10 protein-coding genes are annotated in these 16,469 nt (G+C 55.3%); 6 read left to right on the top strand and 4 right to left on the bottom strand.

What is annotated here, in order from left to right; all coding sequences use genetic code 11:
- Positions 1-194 precede the first annotated feature (194 nt).
- The 5 genes from CKO12_RS07110 to CKO12_RS07090 all read left to right on the top strand — a co-directional run bounded on the left by CKO12_RS07110 (position 195) and on the right by CKO12_RS07090 (position 7,250).
- Positions 195-902 carry a Crp/Fnr family transcriptional regulator gene (locus CKO12_RS07110; RefSeq protein WP_200154046.1) on the top strand — a complete coding sequence of 236 codons (708 nt, stop codon included), beginning with the start codon at positions 195-197 and terminating at the stop codon, positions 900-902.
- Between the two features lie 48 nt (positions 903-950).
- Positions 951-1,637 (top strand): YggS family pyridoxal phosphate-dependent enzyme, encoded by a 687-nt coding sequence (locus CKO12_RS07105; protein ID WP_200154045.1) that lies wholly within the window; start codon positions 951-953, stop codon positions 1,635-1,637.
- A gap of 18 nt (positions 1,638-1,655) precedes the next feature.
- Positions 1,656-2,936, top strand: a complete 1,281-nt coding sequence (locus CKO12_RS07100) for an HD-GYP domain-containing protein (RefSeq protein WP_200154044.1) — start codon at positions 1,656-1,658, stop codon at positions 2,934-2,936.
- Positions 2,933-5,398 (top strand): sensor domain-containing protein, encoded by a 2,466-nt coding sequence (locus tag CKO12_RS07095; RefSeq protein ID WP_200154043.1) that lies wholly within the window; start codon positions 2,933-2,935, stop codon positions 5,396-5,398. The genes CKO12_RS07100 and CKO12_RS07095 overlap by 4 nt, the downstream gene beginning before the upstream one ends.
- Positions 5,399-5,471: 73 nt before the next feature.
- A complete protein-coding gene (locus tag CKO12_RS07090; protein ID WP_200154042.1) occupies positions 5,472-7,250 on the top strand; it encodes an N-acetylglutaminylglutamine amidotransferase in 1,779 nt (592 codons plus the stop codon).
- Positions 7,251-7,442: 192 nt separating this feature from the next.
- On the opposite strand, the gene greA is transcribed toward CKO12_RS07090, so the two are convergent.
- The 3 genes from greA to carA all read right to left on the bottom strand — a co-directional run bounded on the left by greA (position 7,443) and on the right by carA (position 12,399).
- Positions 7,443-7,919, bottom strand: a complete 477-nt coding sequence (greA, locus tag CKO12_RS07085; RefSeq protein ID WP_200154041.1) for a transcription elongation factor GreA — start codon at positions 7,917-7,919, stop codon at positions 7,443-7,445.
- Between the two features lie 39 nt (positions 7,920-7,958).
- A complete protein-coding gene (carB, locus tag CKO12_RS07080; protein WP_200154040.1) occupies positions 7,959-11,168 on the bottom strand; it encodes a carbamoyl-phosphate synthase large subunit in 3,210 nt (1,069 codons plus the stop codon).
- An 88-nt stretch (positions 11,169-11,256) separates the two neighbouring features.
- Positions 11,257-12,399, bottom strand: a complete 1,143-nt coding sequence (carA, locus tag CKO12_RS07075) for a glutamine-hydrolyzing carbamoyl-phosphate synthase small subunit (RefSeq protein ID WP_200154039.1) — start codon at positions 12,397-12,399, stop codon at positions 11,257-11,259.
- A gap of 189 nt (positions 12,400-12,588) precedes the next feature.
- Here carA and CKO12_RS07070 point away from each other — a divergent pair, with 189 nt between their 5' ends.
- Positions 12,589-13,407, top strand: coding sequence for an undecaprenyl-diphosphate phosphatase (locus CKO12_RS07070; protein ID WP_242466242.1), 819 nt, complete (start codon positions 12,589-12,591; stop codon positions 13,405-13,407).
- 44 nt (positions 13,408-13,451) lie between these two features.
- Here the strand turns inward: CKO12_RS07070 and CKO12_RS15140 are convergent, their stop codons facing one another.
- Positions 13,452-16,358, bottom strand: coding sequence for a methyl-accepting chemotaxis protein (locus CKO12_RS15140; protein WP_200154038.1), 2,907 nt, complete (start codon positions 16,356-16,358; stop codon positions 13,452-13,454).
- Positions 16,359-16,469 lie beyond the last annotated feature (111 nt).

The raw sequence follows: 16,469 nt of genomic DNA, 5'->3' as shown, positions 1-16,469 counted from the left end.
ACAACTGCCACCTGACAACCGTCAACTATTTTTCAAAATCAATCGCTTGTGTGCCGCTGCGTCACTCTTAAAACAAAGCAAAAAGTGGTGGTTTGCGATTTATCAATGATCCAGATGATAATCGCGCTGCTGCATTTTATTTTTCACTGGTTGCTGTAATTGCAAACCATGCGCTCAGGAATCATTTAATCCCAATGGCAAAAAGTGTGACATTGAAAGAAGCCTGGTCTGGTGAAGCTCACTGCCAGAATTGTTTGTTACGCACTTCGGTCTTGTTTGCGGGGCTGAAACAAGCCGATTTTGACCAAATCCATGATCCAATTGACCAGTTTACGCTCAAGCCCGGGGTGAGCTTGTATCGCACCGGCGACACCGGTGAGCACATGTTTACGGTGCGCAGCGGGGCGTTAAAACTGGTGCAGTATCTGCCAGATGGCAGCCAGCGCATTGTGCGCATCACGCGGGTGGCGGATGTGTTGGGGCTGGAGGCGATTTTGGATAGACCCTATCAGCATGATGCCATTGCGTTGCACATGACGGAGGTGTGTCGATTCCCGGCGCGGGTGGTGCGGGAGCTGGGACGCGAAAACCCGGCGCTGCATCACGAATTGATGACGCGCTGGCAGCGGGCGTTGATGGAGGCCGATGCGTGGCTGACGGAATTATCCACTGGTGCGGCGCGGCAGCGGGTGGCGCGGTTGCTGCTGCGGCTGGTGCTGGCTCCAGATGACACGTTTTGCCAATTGTTCAGCCGCGAGGATATGGGCGCGATGCTGGGCGTGACCACCGAAACCACCAGCCGCACCATCGCTGAATTCAAACGGCAAGGATTGTTGACCGAGACGGCACCGAATCTGTTCCAATTGGATTTGCCCGGGCTGCGGCGCATGGCGGAAGATTGAGCGGCGCTCAGTCTTTATTTATTCACAATAAAAAAGCGATTCGTGCGAGTGACCTCTGAAGAATTAAGCAGAAATTGGCACACGGTGCGCACGCGCATTGCTGGCGCATGTGCGCAAGCGCAGCGTCCGGCTGATGCGGTGGCTTTGGTGGCGGTGAGCAAGAAACAACCTGCGGCGGCGGTGCGGGCGCTATATGCCAGCGGGCAACGGGCGTTCGGGGAAAGTTATGTGCAGGAAGCGTTGGCAAAACAGGCGGAATTGGCTGATTTAGCGATTGTTTGGCATTTTATCGGGCGGGTGCAGGCGAATAAAACGCGGGCGTTGGCGACGCAGTTTGCGTGGGTACATGGGCTGGCAGATGCGGTTCATGCGCAGCGGTTGCATGAGCAGCGCCCGCCGGAGCTGCCGCCGTTAAATGTGTGTGTGCAGGTCAACTTGAGCGGCGAGGCGACCAAAGAAGGTGTCATGCCGGAGGCGGTGGCACCGCTGCTGGCGCAGTGTGCGCAGTTGCCACGTTTGCGGGTGCGCGGGCTGATGACTTTGCCGGCACCAACGGCTGATGAGCACGAACAGCGGCGCTCGTTTCAGGCGTTGCGCCAGCTCCGCAATCAGGTGGCGACGCCGGACTGTGCGCTCGCCGAGTTGTCGATGGGCATGTCGGATGATCTCGTCGCTGCAATTATTGAGGGGGCAACGCTGGTGCGCATCGGTACCGCGATCTTTGGCGCTCGCTAGGATGGAATAACCAGCCGCATGTCAAACCAAGATTCATCTGAGAGAAGCGAAACCCAAGCACAATTTATTGATGTCAATGAGCTGTGTGTGGGCATGTATGTGTATCTTGATCTCGGCTGGATGGATCATCCGTTCGCGCTCAATAACTTCCGCATTATTTCAACTGCACAACTTGAGACCATTCGCGGGCTGGGCTTGCAGCGCGTGCGCTGGTCGCCAGAACGCAGCGAACTTGCCGCCACTTCCGCTGTTGTCCCGCCACCGCCGCCGCCAATCGTTGATACCGATCCGGCACTCACGCATCGCCGCCGCTTGCAAGAACAACGCGCCAGCTTGGCAAGCTGTGAGCGGGAGTTTTCACACGCGACGCATCGGTTTCGTGATCTGCTCAAACGGGTGCAAACCGAGCCGGACATTGCCCGCGAACAGGCGGAGATCATGGTCGAGGGTTTGATCGGCAATCTGTTTGAGCAAGACGAGTCGTTTATTCGCCTGTTATCGGAAAAGGCGGGCGAACATTCCGCTCTGCATACCATCAATGTCACCGTGATTGCGCTGTTGCTGGGCAAGCGGCTGGGGTTGGATGCGGTCGCACTGCGCCCGCTCGGTCTCGGCGCGTTGCTGCACGACATCGGCAAAATCATGTTGCCGGAGCGGTTGCGCTGGCGCGATGACGGTTTGAACGTGGCCGAACGGCGGCTGTTTCAAGAGCACGTCGCGTATGGCGTGGCGCTGGCGCAGCGGATGGGCGTGGATGATGCGGTCTGTACGATCATTGCCCAGCATCACGAATATATGGACGGCAGCGGTTTTCCGCAGCAGTTGCAAGGTGAGGCGCTGGTGCCGGCAGCGCGGATTCTCAGCCTCGTGAATCACTACGACAATCTCTGTAATCCCGCCAATCCGGTAGCGGCAATCACGCCGCACAAGGCGTTATCGCTGATGTTTGCCCATTCCAAACAGCGGTTTGATGCCCGCGATCTCAGTATTTTTATTCGCATGATGGGCGTGTATCCGCCCGGCTCGCTGGTGCTGCTGACCGATGGGCGTTATGCGCTGGTGGTGTCGGTCAATTCAGCGCGTCCACTCAAGCCGCGCATCCTCATTCACGAACCGCACACTGACCCCGCCGATGGCTTGATTGTTGATTTGGAAGATGAAACGGCGTTGGGCATCCGCTTGAGTCTCAAGCCCGTGCAATTGCCCCGCGCAGTTTTTGATGCGCTCTCGCCTCGGCAGCGCCTGTGCTATTTCTTTGAACGAGCGCGAGATTTGGCTGATGTGCAGGAGCGGCGATGACGCAGTTCCACCATGCTGGCGCAACCGAATCAAGCACCGCTCACCTCAGTGCAGTGGCGCAGTGGCAGATATTGATTGAAGGCTTGCTTGAAGCGGTCTGGATCGTGAATCCGGTCACGCTGCAAGTGGTGGCAGTCAACCAGATCGCGCTCGATCTCCTCGGCATGGAGCGCAGCGCGGTGCTGGGCAGCTCGGTGCTGGAAACCGCTTTCACGCCAGAAGATGTCTTTTTTTGGGAAGACGTGGCGAGCGGATGCGCCGAGCATCTGCTGTCAGAAACCTTGGTGCGCCGCGTCGATCAAACGTTGGTGACGGTGCTGCGGCGGGTCAGTCGCGTACAGCATCTGGATGGCACGCCGTTTTATGTGGTCGCCATTGCCAATCAGAGCGAGCGCCGCGCCGTTGAGGATGAGCTGGAAAAATTGGTCGCCGAGCTGCGGGCGACGCTGGAATCCACCGCTGACGGCATCTTGGTGACTGACTTGGAGGGCGCGATTCGCGGCTTTAATCAAGGCTTTGCGGAAATGTGGCATCTGCCGGAGCAGTTGCTCACCGAGCGCGATGATGTCGGGGTGTACGGGTGGATGGCGCGTTCGGTGCTGGATGCGACGGCTTACAGCGGGCGGATGACGGCAATCACGCACGATCCGCTGTTGGAAGCCTCCGACGTGTTGCTGCTGCGCAACGGACAGGTGTTGGAACGAGTGACGCTGCCGCAATATGCGCGGGGCAGCCCGATTGGGCGGGTGTTTTCTTTTCGCAACATCACGCAACGGCTCGCCGATGAAAAACGGCTCACGCTGGCAGCGCGGGTGTTTGAAGCCAGTTTGGATGCCATCGTCGTCACCGACCCGGAATTCCGCATCGTGGCGGTCAACCCGTTTTGCGAGCAAATGACCGGCTGCGCTGCGGCAGAACTCGCCGGCAAACTCTTATCGCAACCGTTCCCGCTCTGGCACAGCACCAAACCGCAACGCAGCGTCGTTGACATTTTAGCCCGCGACGGCGTGTGGCAAGGCGAGATTGTGCAGCGCCACAAAGAAGGTCTCACCCGCCCCTGTTTGATGTCGCTGGTGCGGGTATTGGATGCGGCTGGCGCTCCATTTCATTACATCGGTTTTATCCGCGATCTTTCGGAAACGCAGGCGGCGCAGCAACGGATTGAACAATTGGCATATACCGACGCGCTGACTGGATTACCCAATCGCGTGCGTTTAACCGAACGTTTAGAATTTGCTTTGCGATTAGCGCAGCGTGAGCGCAATACGTTTGCAGTATTATTTATTGATTTAGATCGGTTCAAACAAATTAACGATTCGCTCGGTCATGTGTTTGGTGATCGCGTGTTAATTGAAGTTGCGCAACGCTTGGTTGATTGTTTGCGCCAAGTTGACACCATCGCCCGCCTTGGCGGAGATGAATTTGTCATTTTATTACACGATATTGATCGCTTAGGTGCAGAACAAACCGCACGGCGTTTATTGACTGCGATGGCACAGCCATTGCTGATTGATAATATGAAATTTTCACTCACTTGCAGCATTGGTATTGCGCTGTATCCTGAAGACGGCGACACGCTAGATGATTTAATTAAAAACGCAGATAGCGCCATGTATCACGTGAAAGAACGTGGGCGCGGTGATGTCCGTTTTTATCAGCGGCAAATGAATGTTGATTTGCTCACCCGCATGAAAATTGATCACGCCATGCGCGAAGCATTAACGCAAGAACATTTTCGGCTGGCGTATCAACCGCAGGTTGATTTACGCACGGGACGCATCATTGGCACAGAGGCGCTGATTCGCTGGCACGATCAAGAATTGGGCGACATCTCGCCGGGACAATTCATTCCCATTGCGGAGGAGACCGGATTTATTGTGGTGTTGGGTGATTGGGTATTGCGCGAAGCCATTCGACAAATAGAATGCTGGCAAGCAGTTGGCGTTGATTTAATGATGTCGGTGAATGTGTCCGCAGTGCAATTTCAACAGACCAATTTTGTAGACACGGTGGCGCAGTTATTAGCAGCAAGCTCACTCTTTCCGGGGCAATTAGAATTAGAACTCACTGAATCTATTTTAGTGCAAAACGTTGATGAAACCTTGGTGCGTTTGGATGCGCTGGTGGATTTAGGAGTCAAGCTGGCGATTGATGATTTTGGCACCGGGTATTCTAGTTTGGCATACTTAAAACGGTTTCCAATTCACCGCTTAAAAATCGACCGCTCCTTTGTGCAAGATATTCCTGACGATGAAAGCGATACCGCCATTGCGACGGCAGTGATTAACTTGGCACATTCGCTCAATTTGCGCGTGATTGCGGAAGGCGTGGAAAACGACACGCAGCGGGAATTTTTATTAGCGGCTGGCTGCGATGAATTCCAAGGTTATTTTTGCGCTCCAGCGTTGGAACCGATGGCATTATTGGCGCTGTTGCAGCGGGTGAATTGCGCTGTAGAGTGATTGGCGTCTTTGCATGATAAAGCGTTCATGCGCTGCAAATAACCAACTTTCATTCAATTTTTGGAATCATCCCATGTGCGGTATTTGCGGAGAATTTAATCTCAACGGCGCACCAGCGAATTTGAGCGCCATTGCCGCGATGTTGAGCAAATTAACGCGGCGCGGCCCCGATCATGGCGGCAGTTATAGCGACGGGGCGTTGGCGTTTGGGCATCGGCGGCTGGCAATTATTGATTTATCAGTCCGTTCCAATCAGCCGCTGGTGGATGCGGAATTGGGATTGGCATTAGTTTTTAATGGCATGATTTATAATTACCGGGCGCTGCGCAGTGAATTAGAAACGCTCGGTTATCGCTTTTTCTCCGACGGCGATAGCGAAGTGATTGTGAAGGCGTGGCACGCGTGGGGCAGCGATTGCGTCGCTCGTTTGCACGGGATGTTTGCTTTTGCGGTGTGGGACGCCAACCATAAAACGCTGTTTTTGGCGCGAGATCGCTTTGGAATCAAGCCGTTATATTGGACGCAGCACGGCAATGTTTTTCGCTTTGCCTCCAGCCCGCAGGCGCTGCTGGCAGCCGGCGGCGTCGATACCAGCATTGATCCGGTGGCGCTGCATCATCTCTTCACACTTCACGCCGTCGTCCCCGCGCCGCGCACCATTTTTAACGGCGTGCGCAAACTCGCTCCCGCGCACTGGCTCACACTGGACGCCAGCGGCAATCGCACCGAGCGGCGGTATTGGCAATTACTCGCCACGCGTCCCGAATGCGTGTTGAGCGAACCGGAATGGCTGGAGCTGCTCCACGCGGCGCTGCGCCACGCCGTCAAAATTCGCAGCGAAGTCGCGGATGTGCCGGTCGGCGTGTTGCTGTCGGGCGGCTTGGATTCCAGCCTGCTGGTCGCGCTGCTGGCGGAAGCCGGAGTCAGCGATTTGCGCACCTTCTCAGTGGGTTTTGAGGATACGCCGGAGGAAGCCGGCAGCGAATTTCACTATTCCGATCAAGTGGTTGCGCGTTACGCCACCCGCCACAGCAAGTCGTTAATTCCGAACGATCAGGTGCTCGCTCGCCTGCCGGAGGCGATTGACGCGATGGCAGAGCCGATGTTTGGACAGGATGCCGTCGCCTTTTATTTGCTGGCAGAACAGGTGTCGCGTGAGATCAAGGTGGTGCAATCCGGGCAGGGCGCAGATGAGGTGTTTGGCGGTTATTTCTGGTATCCGCGCATGGCAGCCGAGTCCAGCGGCAGTCGGCTGGAGCGGTTTCAGCGGCACTATTTCGACCGCGATCACGCCGAATATCAGCGGCTGGTGACGGCTGCTTACGCGGGCGACGATCACACTGCCGCGCTGGTTGCCGCGCAGTTGGCGGCACCGGGTGCTGATGAATTTATGGATGCCGTGCTGCGTTTTGATGTGACGACGTTGCTTGTCGATGATCCGGTCAAACGGGTGGATAACATGACGATGGCGTGGGGTTTGGAAGCGCGGGTGCCATTTCTCGATCATCACTTAGTTGAATTAGCAGCGCGGTGCCCACCGGAATTAAAACTGCGCAACGGCGGTAAATATCCATTAAAAATGCTGGCGCGGGGATTATTGCCAGATGCAGTAATTGATCGCCCCAAAGGGTATTTTCCGCTGCCGGCCTTAAAATATGTGCGCGGCGCATTTTTAGAATTGATGCGCGACACGCTGAATTCACAAGCCTGCCGCGAGCGCGGGCTATATCGTGCGCCATATCTCAAGCAATTATTAGATGCGCCCGACCTGCATCACACCCGTATTCAAGGCAATAAATTGTGGCATGTCGCCTTATTGGAATTATGGTTGCAGCGCCACTCCCCCCTTTGAAAAAGGGGGGTCGGGGGGGATTTTGCCCACCGTAGGTGGGCTTGCAAACCAACTGCGGATTGATAAATCCCCCCAACCCCCCTTTTCCAAAGGGGGGCTTTTCCAGCGAGGGGATTTTTACAACTTTCCACCTAAAAAAAGGGCAAGCGAGATAAATCGCTTGCCCTTTTTTCAACACATTAAACGATCAAATTAAATATATTGAACGTCTAAAATCTCGAATTCACGAATACCACCCGGCGCGACTACCGAAGCAATATCACCTTCGCTTTTGCCGATTAAACAACGCGCAATTGGCGAACCCACTGAAATCATCCCCAGCTTCAAATCCGCTTCATCTTCGCCGACGATTTGATAAGTCAATTCCTCATCTTTTTCTAATTCCAATACCCGCACCGTCGCCCCGAAAATCACCCGCCCATTCGCCGCCAGCGTCGTCACATCAATGATTTGCGCATTCGACAATTTCCCTTCGATGTCTTTAATGCGCCCTTCAATAAAACTCTGTTGCTCACGCGCTGCGTGATATTCCGCGTTTTCTTTCAAATCACCGTGCGCTCGCGCTTCCGCAATCGCTTCAATCACTTGCGGGCGTTCAACTCGCTTGAGTTGATCGAGTTCATTCCGTAATTTTTCCGCGCCTTTAGCGGTCAATGGAATTTTATTCATCACACAATATCCTGTACCAATGAAAATCAAATCAAGCACTCAATACAAATCCTGCAAGCGATTCACGCTCACAATATCAAGCTGCTTGAGTGCTAAACAGGTCGCTTCTGCGCCAGCAATGGTCGTCGTATAACAAACCTTGTGTTGCAACGCAGCGCGGCGAATTGCCGCAGAATCAGCAATCGCTTTCGTCCCTTCGGTGGTATTGACGATAAAACCGATCTCGTTATTTTTAATCATATCAACGATATGCGGGCGACCTTCGGCCACTTTATTCACGCCAATACACGGCAGCCCCGCTGCCCGCACCGCCGCTGCCGTGCCGTGCGTGCCGTACAGCGTGAAGCCAAAGCCCAGCAAATCGCGGGCGACGCGAATCAACCGCAGCTTGTCCGCTTCGCGCACACTCAACATCGCTTTGCCGGCACGACGCGGCAACACGCTGCCCGCGCCTTCCTGCGCCTTGGCATACGCCTCGCCGAACGATTCGCCCACGCCCATCACCTCGCCGGTCGATTTCATTTCTGGGCCGAGCACGGTGTCCACGCCGGGGAATTTGATAAACGGAAAGACCGCCTCTTTCACAAAATAATGCTTCGGCTGGCGCTCACGGCGGCAGCCTTGTTCCGCCAACGTCGTTCCCACCATGCACCGCGCAGCGACCTTCGCCAGCGCCAGCCCAATCGCTTTCGAGACAAAGGGCACGGTGCGCGAAGCGCGGGGATTGACCTCCAAGATGTAAATATCGTCGCCCTTGATCGCAAACTGCGCGTTCATCAGCCCGACCACGTTCAGCGCCCGCGCCATCTGCGTCATCTGCTCGCGCATCCGATCTTGCAGCGACGCCGACAACGTATATGGCGGCAGCGAGCAGGCAGAATCACCGGAATGCACGCCCGCCTGTTCAATGTGCTCCATGATTCCGCCGATCAGCACATCAGTGCCATCGCAAATCGCGTCCACATCGACCTCAATCGCATCGTCCAAAAAGCGATCCAGCAATACCGGCGACTCGTTGGATACCCGCACCGCCTCGCGCATGTAACGGTTCAATTCCGACTCATCAAACACGATTTCCATCGCCCGCCCGCCCAGCACATAAGACGGACGCACCACCAACGGATAGCCAATCGCAGCCGCATTGGCGACCGCTTCCGCCTCACTGCGGGCAGTTGCATTCGGCGGCTGGCGCAGTCCAAGCTGTTGAATCAATTGCTGAAACCGCTCGCGGTCTTCCGCCAGATCAATGCTGTCCGGGCTGGTACCGATGATCGGCACTCCCGCCGCCTCCAGCGCCCGCGCCAGCTTGAGCGGCGTTTGTCCGCCGTATTGCACGATGACGCCGAGCGGCTGTTCTTTGGCGACGATTTCCAACACGTCTTCCAACGTCAACGGCTCAAAATATAAGCGATCAGAAGTATCGTAATCCGTGGAAACCGTTTCGGGATTGCAATTCACCATAATGGTTTCATAACCATCTTCACGCAGCGCAAAAGCGGCATGAACGCAGCAATAATCGAATTCAATTCCTTGCCCAATACGATTCGGTCCGCCACCTAACACCATAATTTTTTTACGATCCGTTGGCTCCGCTTCACATTCTTCTTCATAGGTTGAATATAAATACGCCGTGCTGGAAGCAAATTCCGCAGCGCAAGTATCCACCCGTTTATAAACCGGATGTAAATCAAATTGCTGGCGTTGCGCCCGAATATCCGCCTCACTGCGCCCAAGCAAACGTGCAATGCGGCGATCAGAAAAGCCTTGCCGTTTTAATGCCAGCAGCCGTTCCCGCGTTAAACCCGCGCAGCCCACTAAACACAGCTCGCCCTCAACCCGCACTAAATCTTCAATCTGCGCTAAAAACCAAGGATCAATCCAACTTAATTCGTGGATTTCTTCCAATGTAATGCCAGCGCGAAACGCATCAGCAACATAAAAAATACGCTCGGCACCAGTTTGGCGCACTTCCAGCCGAATTTTTTCGAGCGCCGCCGGATCATTCAGATCAACAAGTTCATCCAAACCATAACGATCAATTTCTAAACCACGCAGCGCCTTTTGCAGCGATTCTTGAAACGTGCGCCCAATTGCCATCACTTCGCCGACCGATTTCATTTGCGTGGTCAAACGGGCGTCGGCTTGCGGGAATTTTTCAAAGGCAAAACGCGGAATTTTCGTGACGACGTAATCAATGCTGGGCTCAAAGGAAGCGGGCGTCGCGCCGCCAGTAATTTCATTGCGCAATTCATCCAGCGTATAACCAACGGCAAGTTTTGCTGCCACTTTTGCAATTGGAAAACCAGTCGCTTTTGAAGCCAGCGCAGAAGAACGCGATACACGCGGATTCATTTCAATAATAATCATCCGCCCATCAACGGGATTGATGGCGAATTGCACATTAGAGCCGCCGGTATCCACACCGATCTCACGCAGCACCGCAATTGCGGCATTGCGCATGATTTGATATTCGCGGTCGGTGAGCGTTTGCGCGGGCGCGACCGTGATTGAATCGCCGGTGTGAACGCCCATCGGATCAAAGTTTTCAATTGAGCAAATGATAATGCAGTTGTCAGCGCGGTCGCGGACAACTTCCATTTCAAATTCTTTCCAACCGAGCGCCGATTCTTCAATTAACAACTCACGGGTCGGCGATAAATCTAAACCGCGCCGACAGATTTCCGCAAATTCTTCTTGGTTATACGCAATGCCGCCGCCGCTGCCGCCCATCGTAAAAGAAGGGCGAATAATGGTTGGAAAACCAATTGAGGCTTGAACTTGAATGGCTTCTTCCAAACTATGCGCAATCGCCGAACGCGGCATATCCAGCCCAATTTTGCGCATTGCTTTACGAAACAAATCACGGTCTTCCGCTTTATCAATTGCTTCGCGGGAGGCGCCAATCAATTCCACGCCATATTTTTCCAAAACACCTTCGCGCACCAAATCAAGGGCGCAATTCAACGCAGTTTGCCCGCCCATTGTCGGCAGCAGCGCATCCGGGCGCTCGGTTTCAATAATGGCGGCAACTGCTCGCCACGTTACCGGTTCAATATAAGTGGCATCCGCCATATCGGGGTCAGTCATAATCGTCGCTGGATTGGAATTCACCAACACAACGCGATAACCCTCTTCGCGCAGCGCCTTACACGCCTGCGCCCCGGAATAATCGAACTCGCACGCCTGACCGATAACGATGGGGCCAGAGCCGATAATCAGGATGCTATGAATGTCAGTACGCTTAGGCATGTGGTTCCAGTAGATTCGATCAGTGATGATTTCATTCGGTCGCGTCAAAATTGCGCGACTTTAAATAGCGATAATGTAATTACATTTTTTATTGCCGCTCACGCATCAATTCAATGAAATGGTCAAACACTGGCGCGACATCGTGCGGACCGGGGCTGGCTTCGGGATGCCCCTGAAAACTCAACGCCGGACGGCTGCGATGTTGAATGCCTTGCAACGAGCCATCGAACAGTGAGCGATGCGTCGCCTCCAGCGTGTCTGGCAAACTCGCCTCATCCACCGCAAAGCCATGATTTTGGCTGCTAATCATCACCGCGCCCGTGCGCAAATCCTGCACCGGATGATTCGCGCCGTGATGGCCGAATTTCATCTTGCGCGTTTGCGCTCCACACGCCAGCCCGAGCAGTTGATGACCGAGGCAAATTCCAAACAGCGGCGTATCCGTTTCCAGCAGTTCCTGAATCGCGCTGATGGCGTAAGCGCACGGCGCAGGATCGCCGGGACCGTTGGATAAAAAAACGCCGTCGGGATTGAGCGCCAGCACCGTTGCCGCTGGCATGTGCGCCGGAACCACCGTGACGTGACAGCCTCGTGCCACCAGCATCCGCAAAATGTTGCGCTTAATGCCGTAGTCATACGCCACAACGTGATATGGCAGCCGTCCGGCAGTGGGCGTAATCGGCGGCGGCAAACCCGCATCCAGTGACCACACGCCCTGCGTCCACGCATACGCTTCCTTGGTCGAAGCGTGCTGCGCCAAATCCATGCCCGCCAAGCCCGGAAAGCTCCGCGCTGCGGTCAGCGCCGCCGTTTCATCACTGCCATCTCCGGCGTAAATGCAGCCATTTTGCGCACCTTTTTCGCGCAAAATCCGCGTCAAGCGGCGGGTGTCGATGTCCGCAATTCCCACCACATTTTGGCGTTCGAGATAGGCATCGAGCCGCTCACGGGAGCGAAAATTGCTCGGCAGCAGCGGCAGATCGCGGATGATCAGACCGGCAGCCTGCACCCGCTCCGACTCCTCATCGTCGGGATTAACGCCAACGTTGCCGATGTGCGGATAAGTCAGAGTGACGAGCTGCCGGAGATAGGAGGGATCAGTCAGAATCTCCTGATAGCCCGACATGGCAGTGTTAAACACCACCTCGCCAACGCTCATGCCGTTGGCACCAATTGACGTTCCGCGAAAGACTGAACCGTCTTCCAGAACCAGAACTGCGGGTTTTCTCAAGGGGTTTTCTCCGAATCCAAGCGGGGGGTGCAAAAGCCGCGATGAAGAGGATGAAAAATCGCGGTCGCCTTTGACTGAGGCGCATATCGCAACGAATTCTAAAGAAGCGACGCCAGACTGTCCACGCAGGTTGGATGTGCCCGTAAAATCAACAGCTCACCCCACTCAGTTAAATCACTCACAAATGTTATGGACATGATTTTGCTTTTGAAGGCGTTACTGCTCGGCGTGGTCGAAGGTCTGACCGAATTCCTGCCGATTTCCTCCACCGGACATCTCATCATCGTCGGCAGCCTGCTCGACTACACCGATGAACACAGCAAGGTGTTCAAAATCGTGATTCAGTTTGCCGCCATTCTCGCCGTCTGTTGGTTTTATCGGCAGCGACTGGTGCAAGTTGTCAGCGGGCTGGGACACGCTGGCGCCGAACGGCAGTTTGTCGGCAACATTTTGATCGCCTTTGCGCCGGCGCTGGTGCTCGGCGTGTTATTTCATCACACCATAAAAACCTATCTTTTCAATCCCTTCACCGTCGCTGCGGCATTGATCGGCGGCGGTTTATTGATTCTGTACATCGAACGGCAGCCGCGCCAGCCGCGCTTCAACACCATCACCGACATCGGCTGGCGCGAAGCCTTGAAAGTCGGGCTGGCGCAAACGCTGGCGATGGTGCCGGGCGTGTCACGCGCCGGCGCAACCATCATGGGCGGCGTCGTCTTTGGCTTATCACGCTCGGCAGCGACGGAACTGTCCTTTTTTCTCGCCATTCCCACCATGCTGGCAGCGACCGTGTATGACCTCTATCACGCGCGGAATTTACTCACCGTTGCTGATCTGCCCGTCTTCATCGTTGGTTTTATCGCCGCCTTCATCGCCGCCAGCCTCACCGTTAAAATTCTGCTGCGCTACGTCGCCACCCACAGCTTCACCGTCTTTGCGTGGTATCGCATCGGCTTTGGCGTGTTCGTGCTGGTGACGGCGTACACCGGACTGGTGAACTGGAATTGAGCTTGCGTCCGCGCTGCATTGCACCAGCGCGGGCATTCCGCCACTCAGCCAAGCAAAGCGTGAAGACGTTCGGTTTGATGCGGATACAGATCAGCAGGCACCTTGTCCTTTCCCAGCGCCATCAACACGGAATAACGCGCACAAGCGGTTTTGTCGCCATGACAGTATTTCTGCTTCAGTATCGCCGCCGTTGCCGCACTGCCGCTCATTTTGTCGTTGAAAAACGGACAACCCGCCAAACGCTCGCAATCCTCGTGAACCGCGTGTGATTCCAAAATTTGTCCAGTAGACGACCGCTGCGCTGGCGCTTTGAGTTTGAAAGTCGCAACCGCCTGCGCGAGCAAGCGCGTTTGATCCTCCAAACTTTCGGCAGCGGCAGCGGCCTGTTCCACCAGCGCCGCATTTTGCTGCGTCACCTCGTCCATATTGGCGACCGCGTGCGTGACCTGTTCAATGCCAATACTTTGCTCATTGGAAGCGCGGGTAATTTCGCCAATCAACAGCGCCACCTGCTGAAAACTCGTAACCACCTCCGCCATCGTCGCGCCAGCTTGTCCCGCCAACTGCGCCCCGCTGCCCACTTGTCGCCCCGAATCGCTAATCAAGTGCTTGATTTCTTTAGCAGCCTGCGCACTGCGCTGGGCAAGATTGCGCACCTCAGCGGCAACCACCGCAAAACCGCGTCCCTGCTCACCGGCGCGTGCCGCTTCGACCGCCGCATTGAGCGCCAAGATGTTGGTTTGAAACGCAATGCCATCAATCACGCCGATGATGTCAGCGATCTTATTGCTGGACTGCTGAATGCTGCCCATCGTACCAACCACCTGCTGCACCAACGTCCCGCCGCGTGTCGCCAGCGCGTTGGCATCCTGCGCCAACTGATTGGCTTGCTCCGCATTTTGCGCGTTGAGCTTAACGGTCGCGTTGATTTGCTCCATCGAACTAGCGGTTTCTTCCAAACTCGTCGCCTGTTCTTCGGTGCGATTTGATAAATCCGCGTTGCCAGCCGCGATTTCGCTGGCAGCACTGCCGATGGACGCCGAAGCATCAAGAATGTTGCCGATGATCTCGCGGAGCTGGGCAACGGTGCGATTGGTGTCGGTTTTCAGTTGACCAAAGGTGCCGGTGTAGTCGGCGTCGATAGTTTTGGTTAAATCACCCTGCGCGATGGCATGAAGAATGGCTGCCAAACCAGTCAAGCCGCTGGCGACGATGTCCATGAGCTGATTGAAGCCTTGCGCCAATTGCAGAAAAAACCCTTCTTTATCCGCAATCTGCACCCGCTGGGTGAAATCACCGTTGGCAGCGGCAGTGATGATGGCGGCGATTTCCTGTTCCGCGATGCGCTCCACCGTGCGATCAGTCCACTGCGTCGCCCGTCCGCAATACGCCCCCGAACCGTCGCGCACCGGATTGGCGATCAAGCGCAGACTGCGCCCGCCCAGTTCCATGTCGAGCTGGCTGGAGGCAGACAGCTTGACGCGGAACAGCTCGCGGGCGGCGTCATCTTCAAAATAGGTGTTGATAGCGGTGCCAATCATGCGGTCAACGCTAAAATCGGGGTGATTGACGGCGATCTGAGGGGCCATCCGTTCCCACAGCTCGCAGGCAGCTTGATTCATATACAGCAACAGATTGCGATCATCAGAGACCGTCACCGGCAAGGTCACGCTGTCGAGACCGGAGCGGATGCGCAGATTTTCCCGTGAAATCCGCCGCGTTTCCTGAATGTCGTAATCCAGCCGCGCTTGCACCGATTTGACCGCCAGCAGAATTTCGCCCAATTCGTCGTGATGAATTGCCTCAATCCGGGCGCTGTAGTCGCCATTGGAAATGCTTTCTAAATGACCGTGCGTGACGCGCAGCGGAAGGGTGATTTTGCGCACCAGCCAGATGCCGAGCAGCAGGGCGCTGAGAAGCGCCAGTGCCGAGGCGATAATGGCTTGCTGTTTCGCGGCGCGACTGGCGAGCAAAAAGGACTCGCGTTCCACTTGTGCCTGCGCTTTCACTCCCTGCACGGCATCAAGAATGCGGACTTTGTATGCCCGCCAGATGCGGTTGTCTTCGCTGCGATACAGCGCCAAAGCACCACTTTGATCGCCGCGCACTGCGCGTTCGACGACCTGCGTTTGAATATCGGCGTGAAGACTGCGGGCGTGACGAATGTGTTCTAACTCAGCCAGCGCCACCGGATCATGTGCGACCAAACGCTGCACCTGTTCCAGCGTGGCGGTGAAGGTTTGTTGCGCTTGGGTGAGATTGCGATTGGCTTGTTGATCGGTGGGATCAAGCAAGATGTAGCGGATGGCGGCTGCCATTTGTAAGCCATCGCCCAGCATGTCGTGATAAGCGCGTTCTAAAACCTGCGTCTCTTCCGTCATCTTGGTCATGTGTTGATTGGCTTGCTGTAAACCGAGCAGCGACACCGCCAAAGCCACCAGAAACAGCACGGTAATCACCATCAAACCGCCGGGCAGGGCGTGCGTGATGTAGGTGTTGTTGAATCGCGCCAGCAGACATGTCGCCAGCGATTGCGCCGATTTCCCCGCCCGCAGCCGCGCATAAATCACCTCAGCGGCAGCAATTTGTTCCCGTGACGGTTTGCGTCGCACCGAGATGTAGCCGGTGATCTGACCATCTTTGCGCAGCGGCGAGATGTTCGCTTCTACCCAATAAAAATCGCCGTTTTTACAGCGATTTTTCACAATTCCCGTCCAGGGTTTGCCGGCTTTTACCGTGCGCCACAGGTCAGCAAAGGCGGCCGCTGGCATGTCGGGATGGCGAATTAAATTGTGTGGTGCGCCCAGCAATTCCTCGCTCGTGAAGCCGCTGATTTCGACGAAATCCCGATTAAAAGAAGTGATGATGCCTTTGAGATCAGTGCTGGAAACGATCAATTGATCGTCATACATCAGATGTTCATTGGCGGTGACGGGCAAATTGGTGCGCATGGCGATAGCCTTATCCCAATGATTTTAATTAAAAAATATGCGGTTGGTCATTGAGTCATCAGTTGTCTGGCGTTTTCAGCCATAACCGCATCATTCCGAGAATTTTAAGCG

Source organism: Chromatium okenii, assembly GCF_016583745.1.
Classification (GTDB): domain Bacteria; phylum Pseudomonadota; class Gammaproteobacteria; order Chromatiales; family Chromatiaceae; genus Chromatium; species Chromatium okenii.
This window is presented reverse-complemented; position numbering and strand designations above follow the sequence as displayed.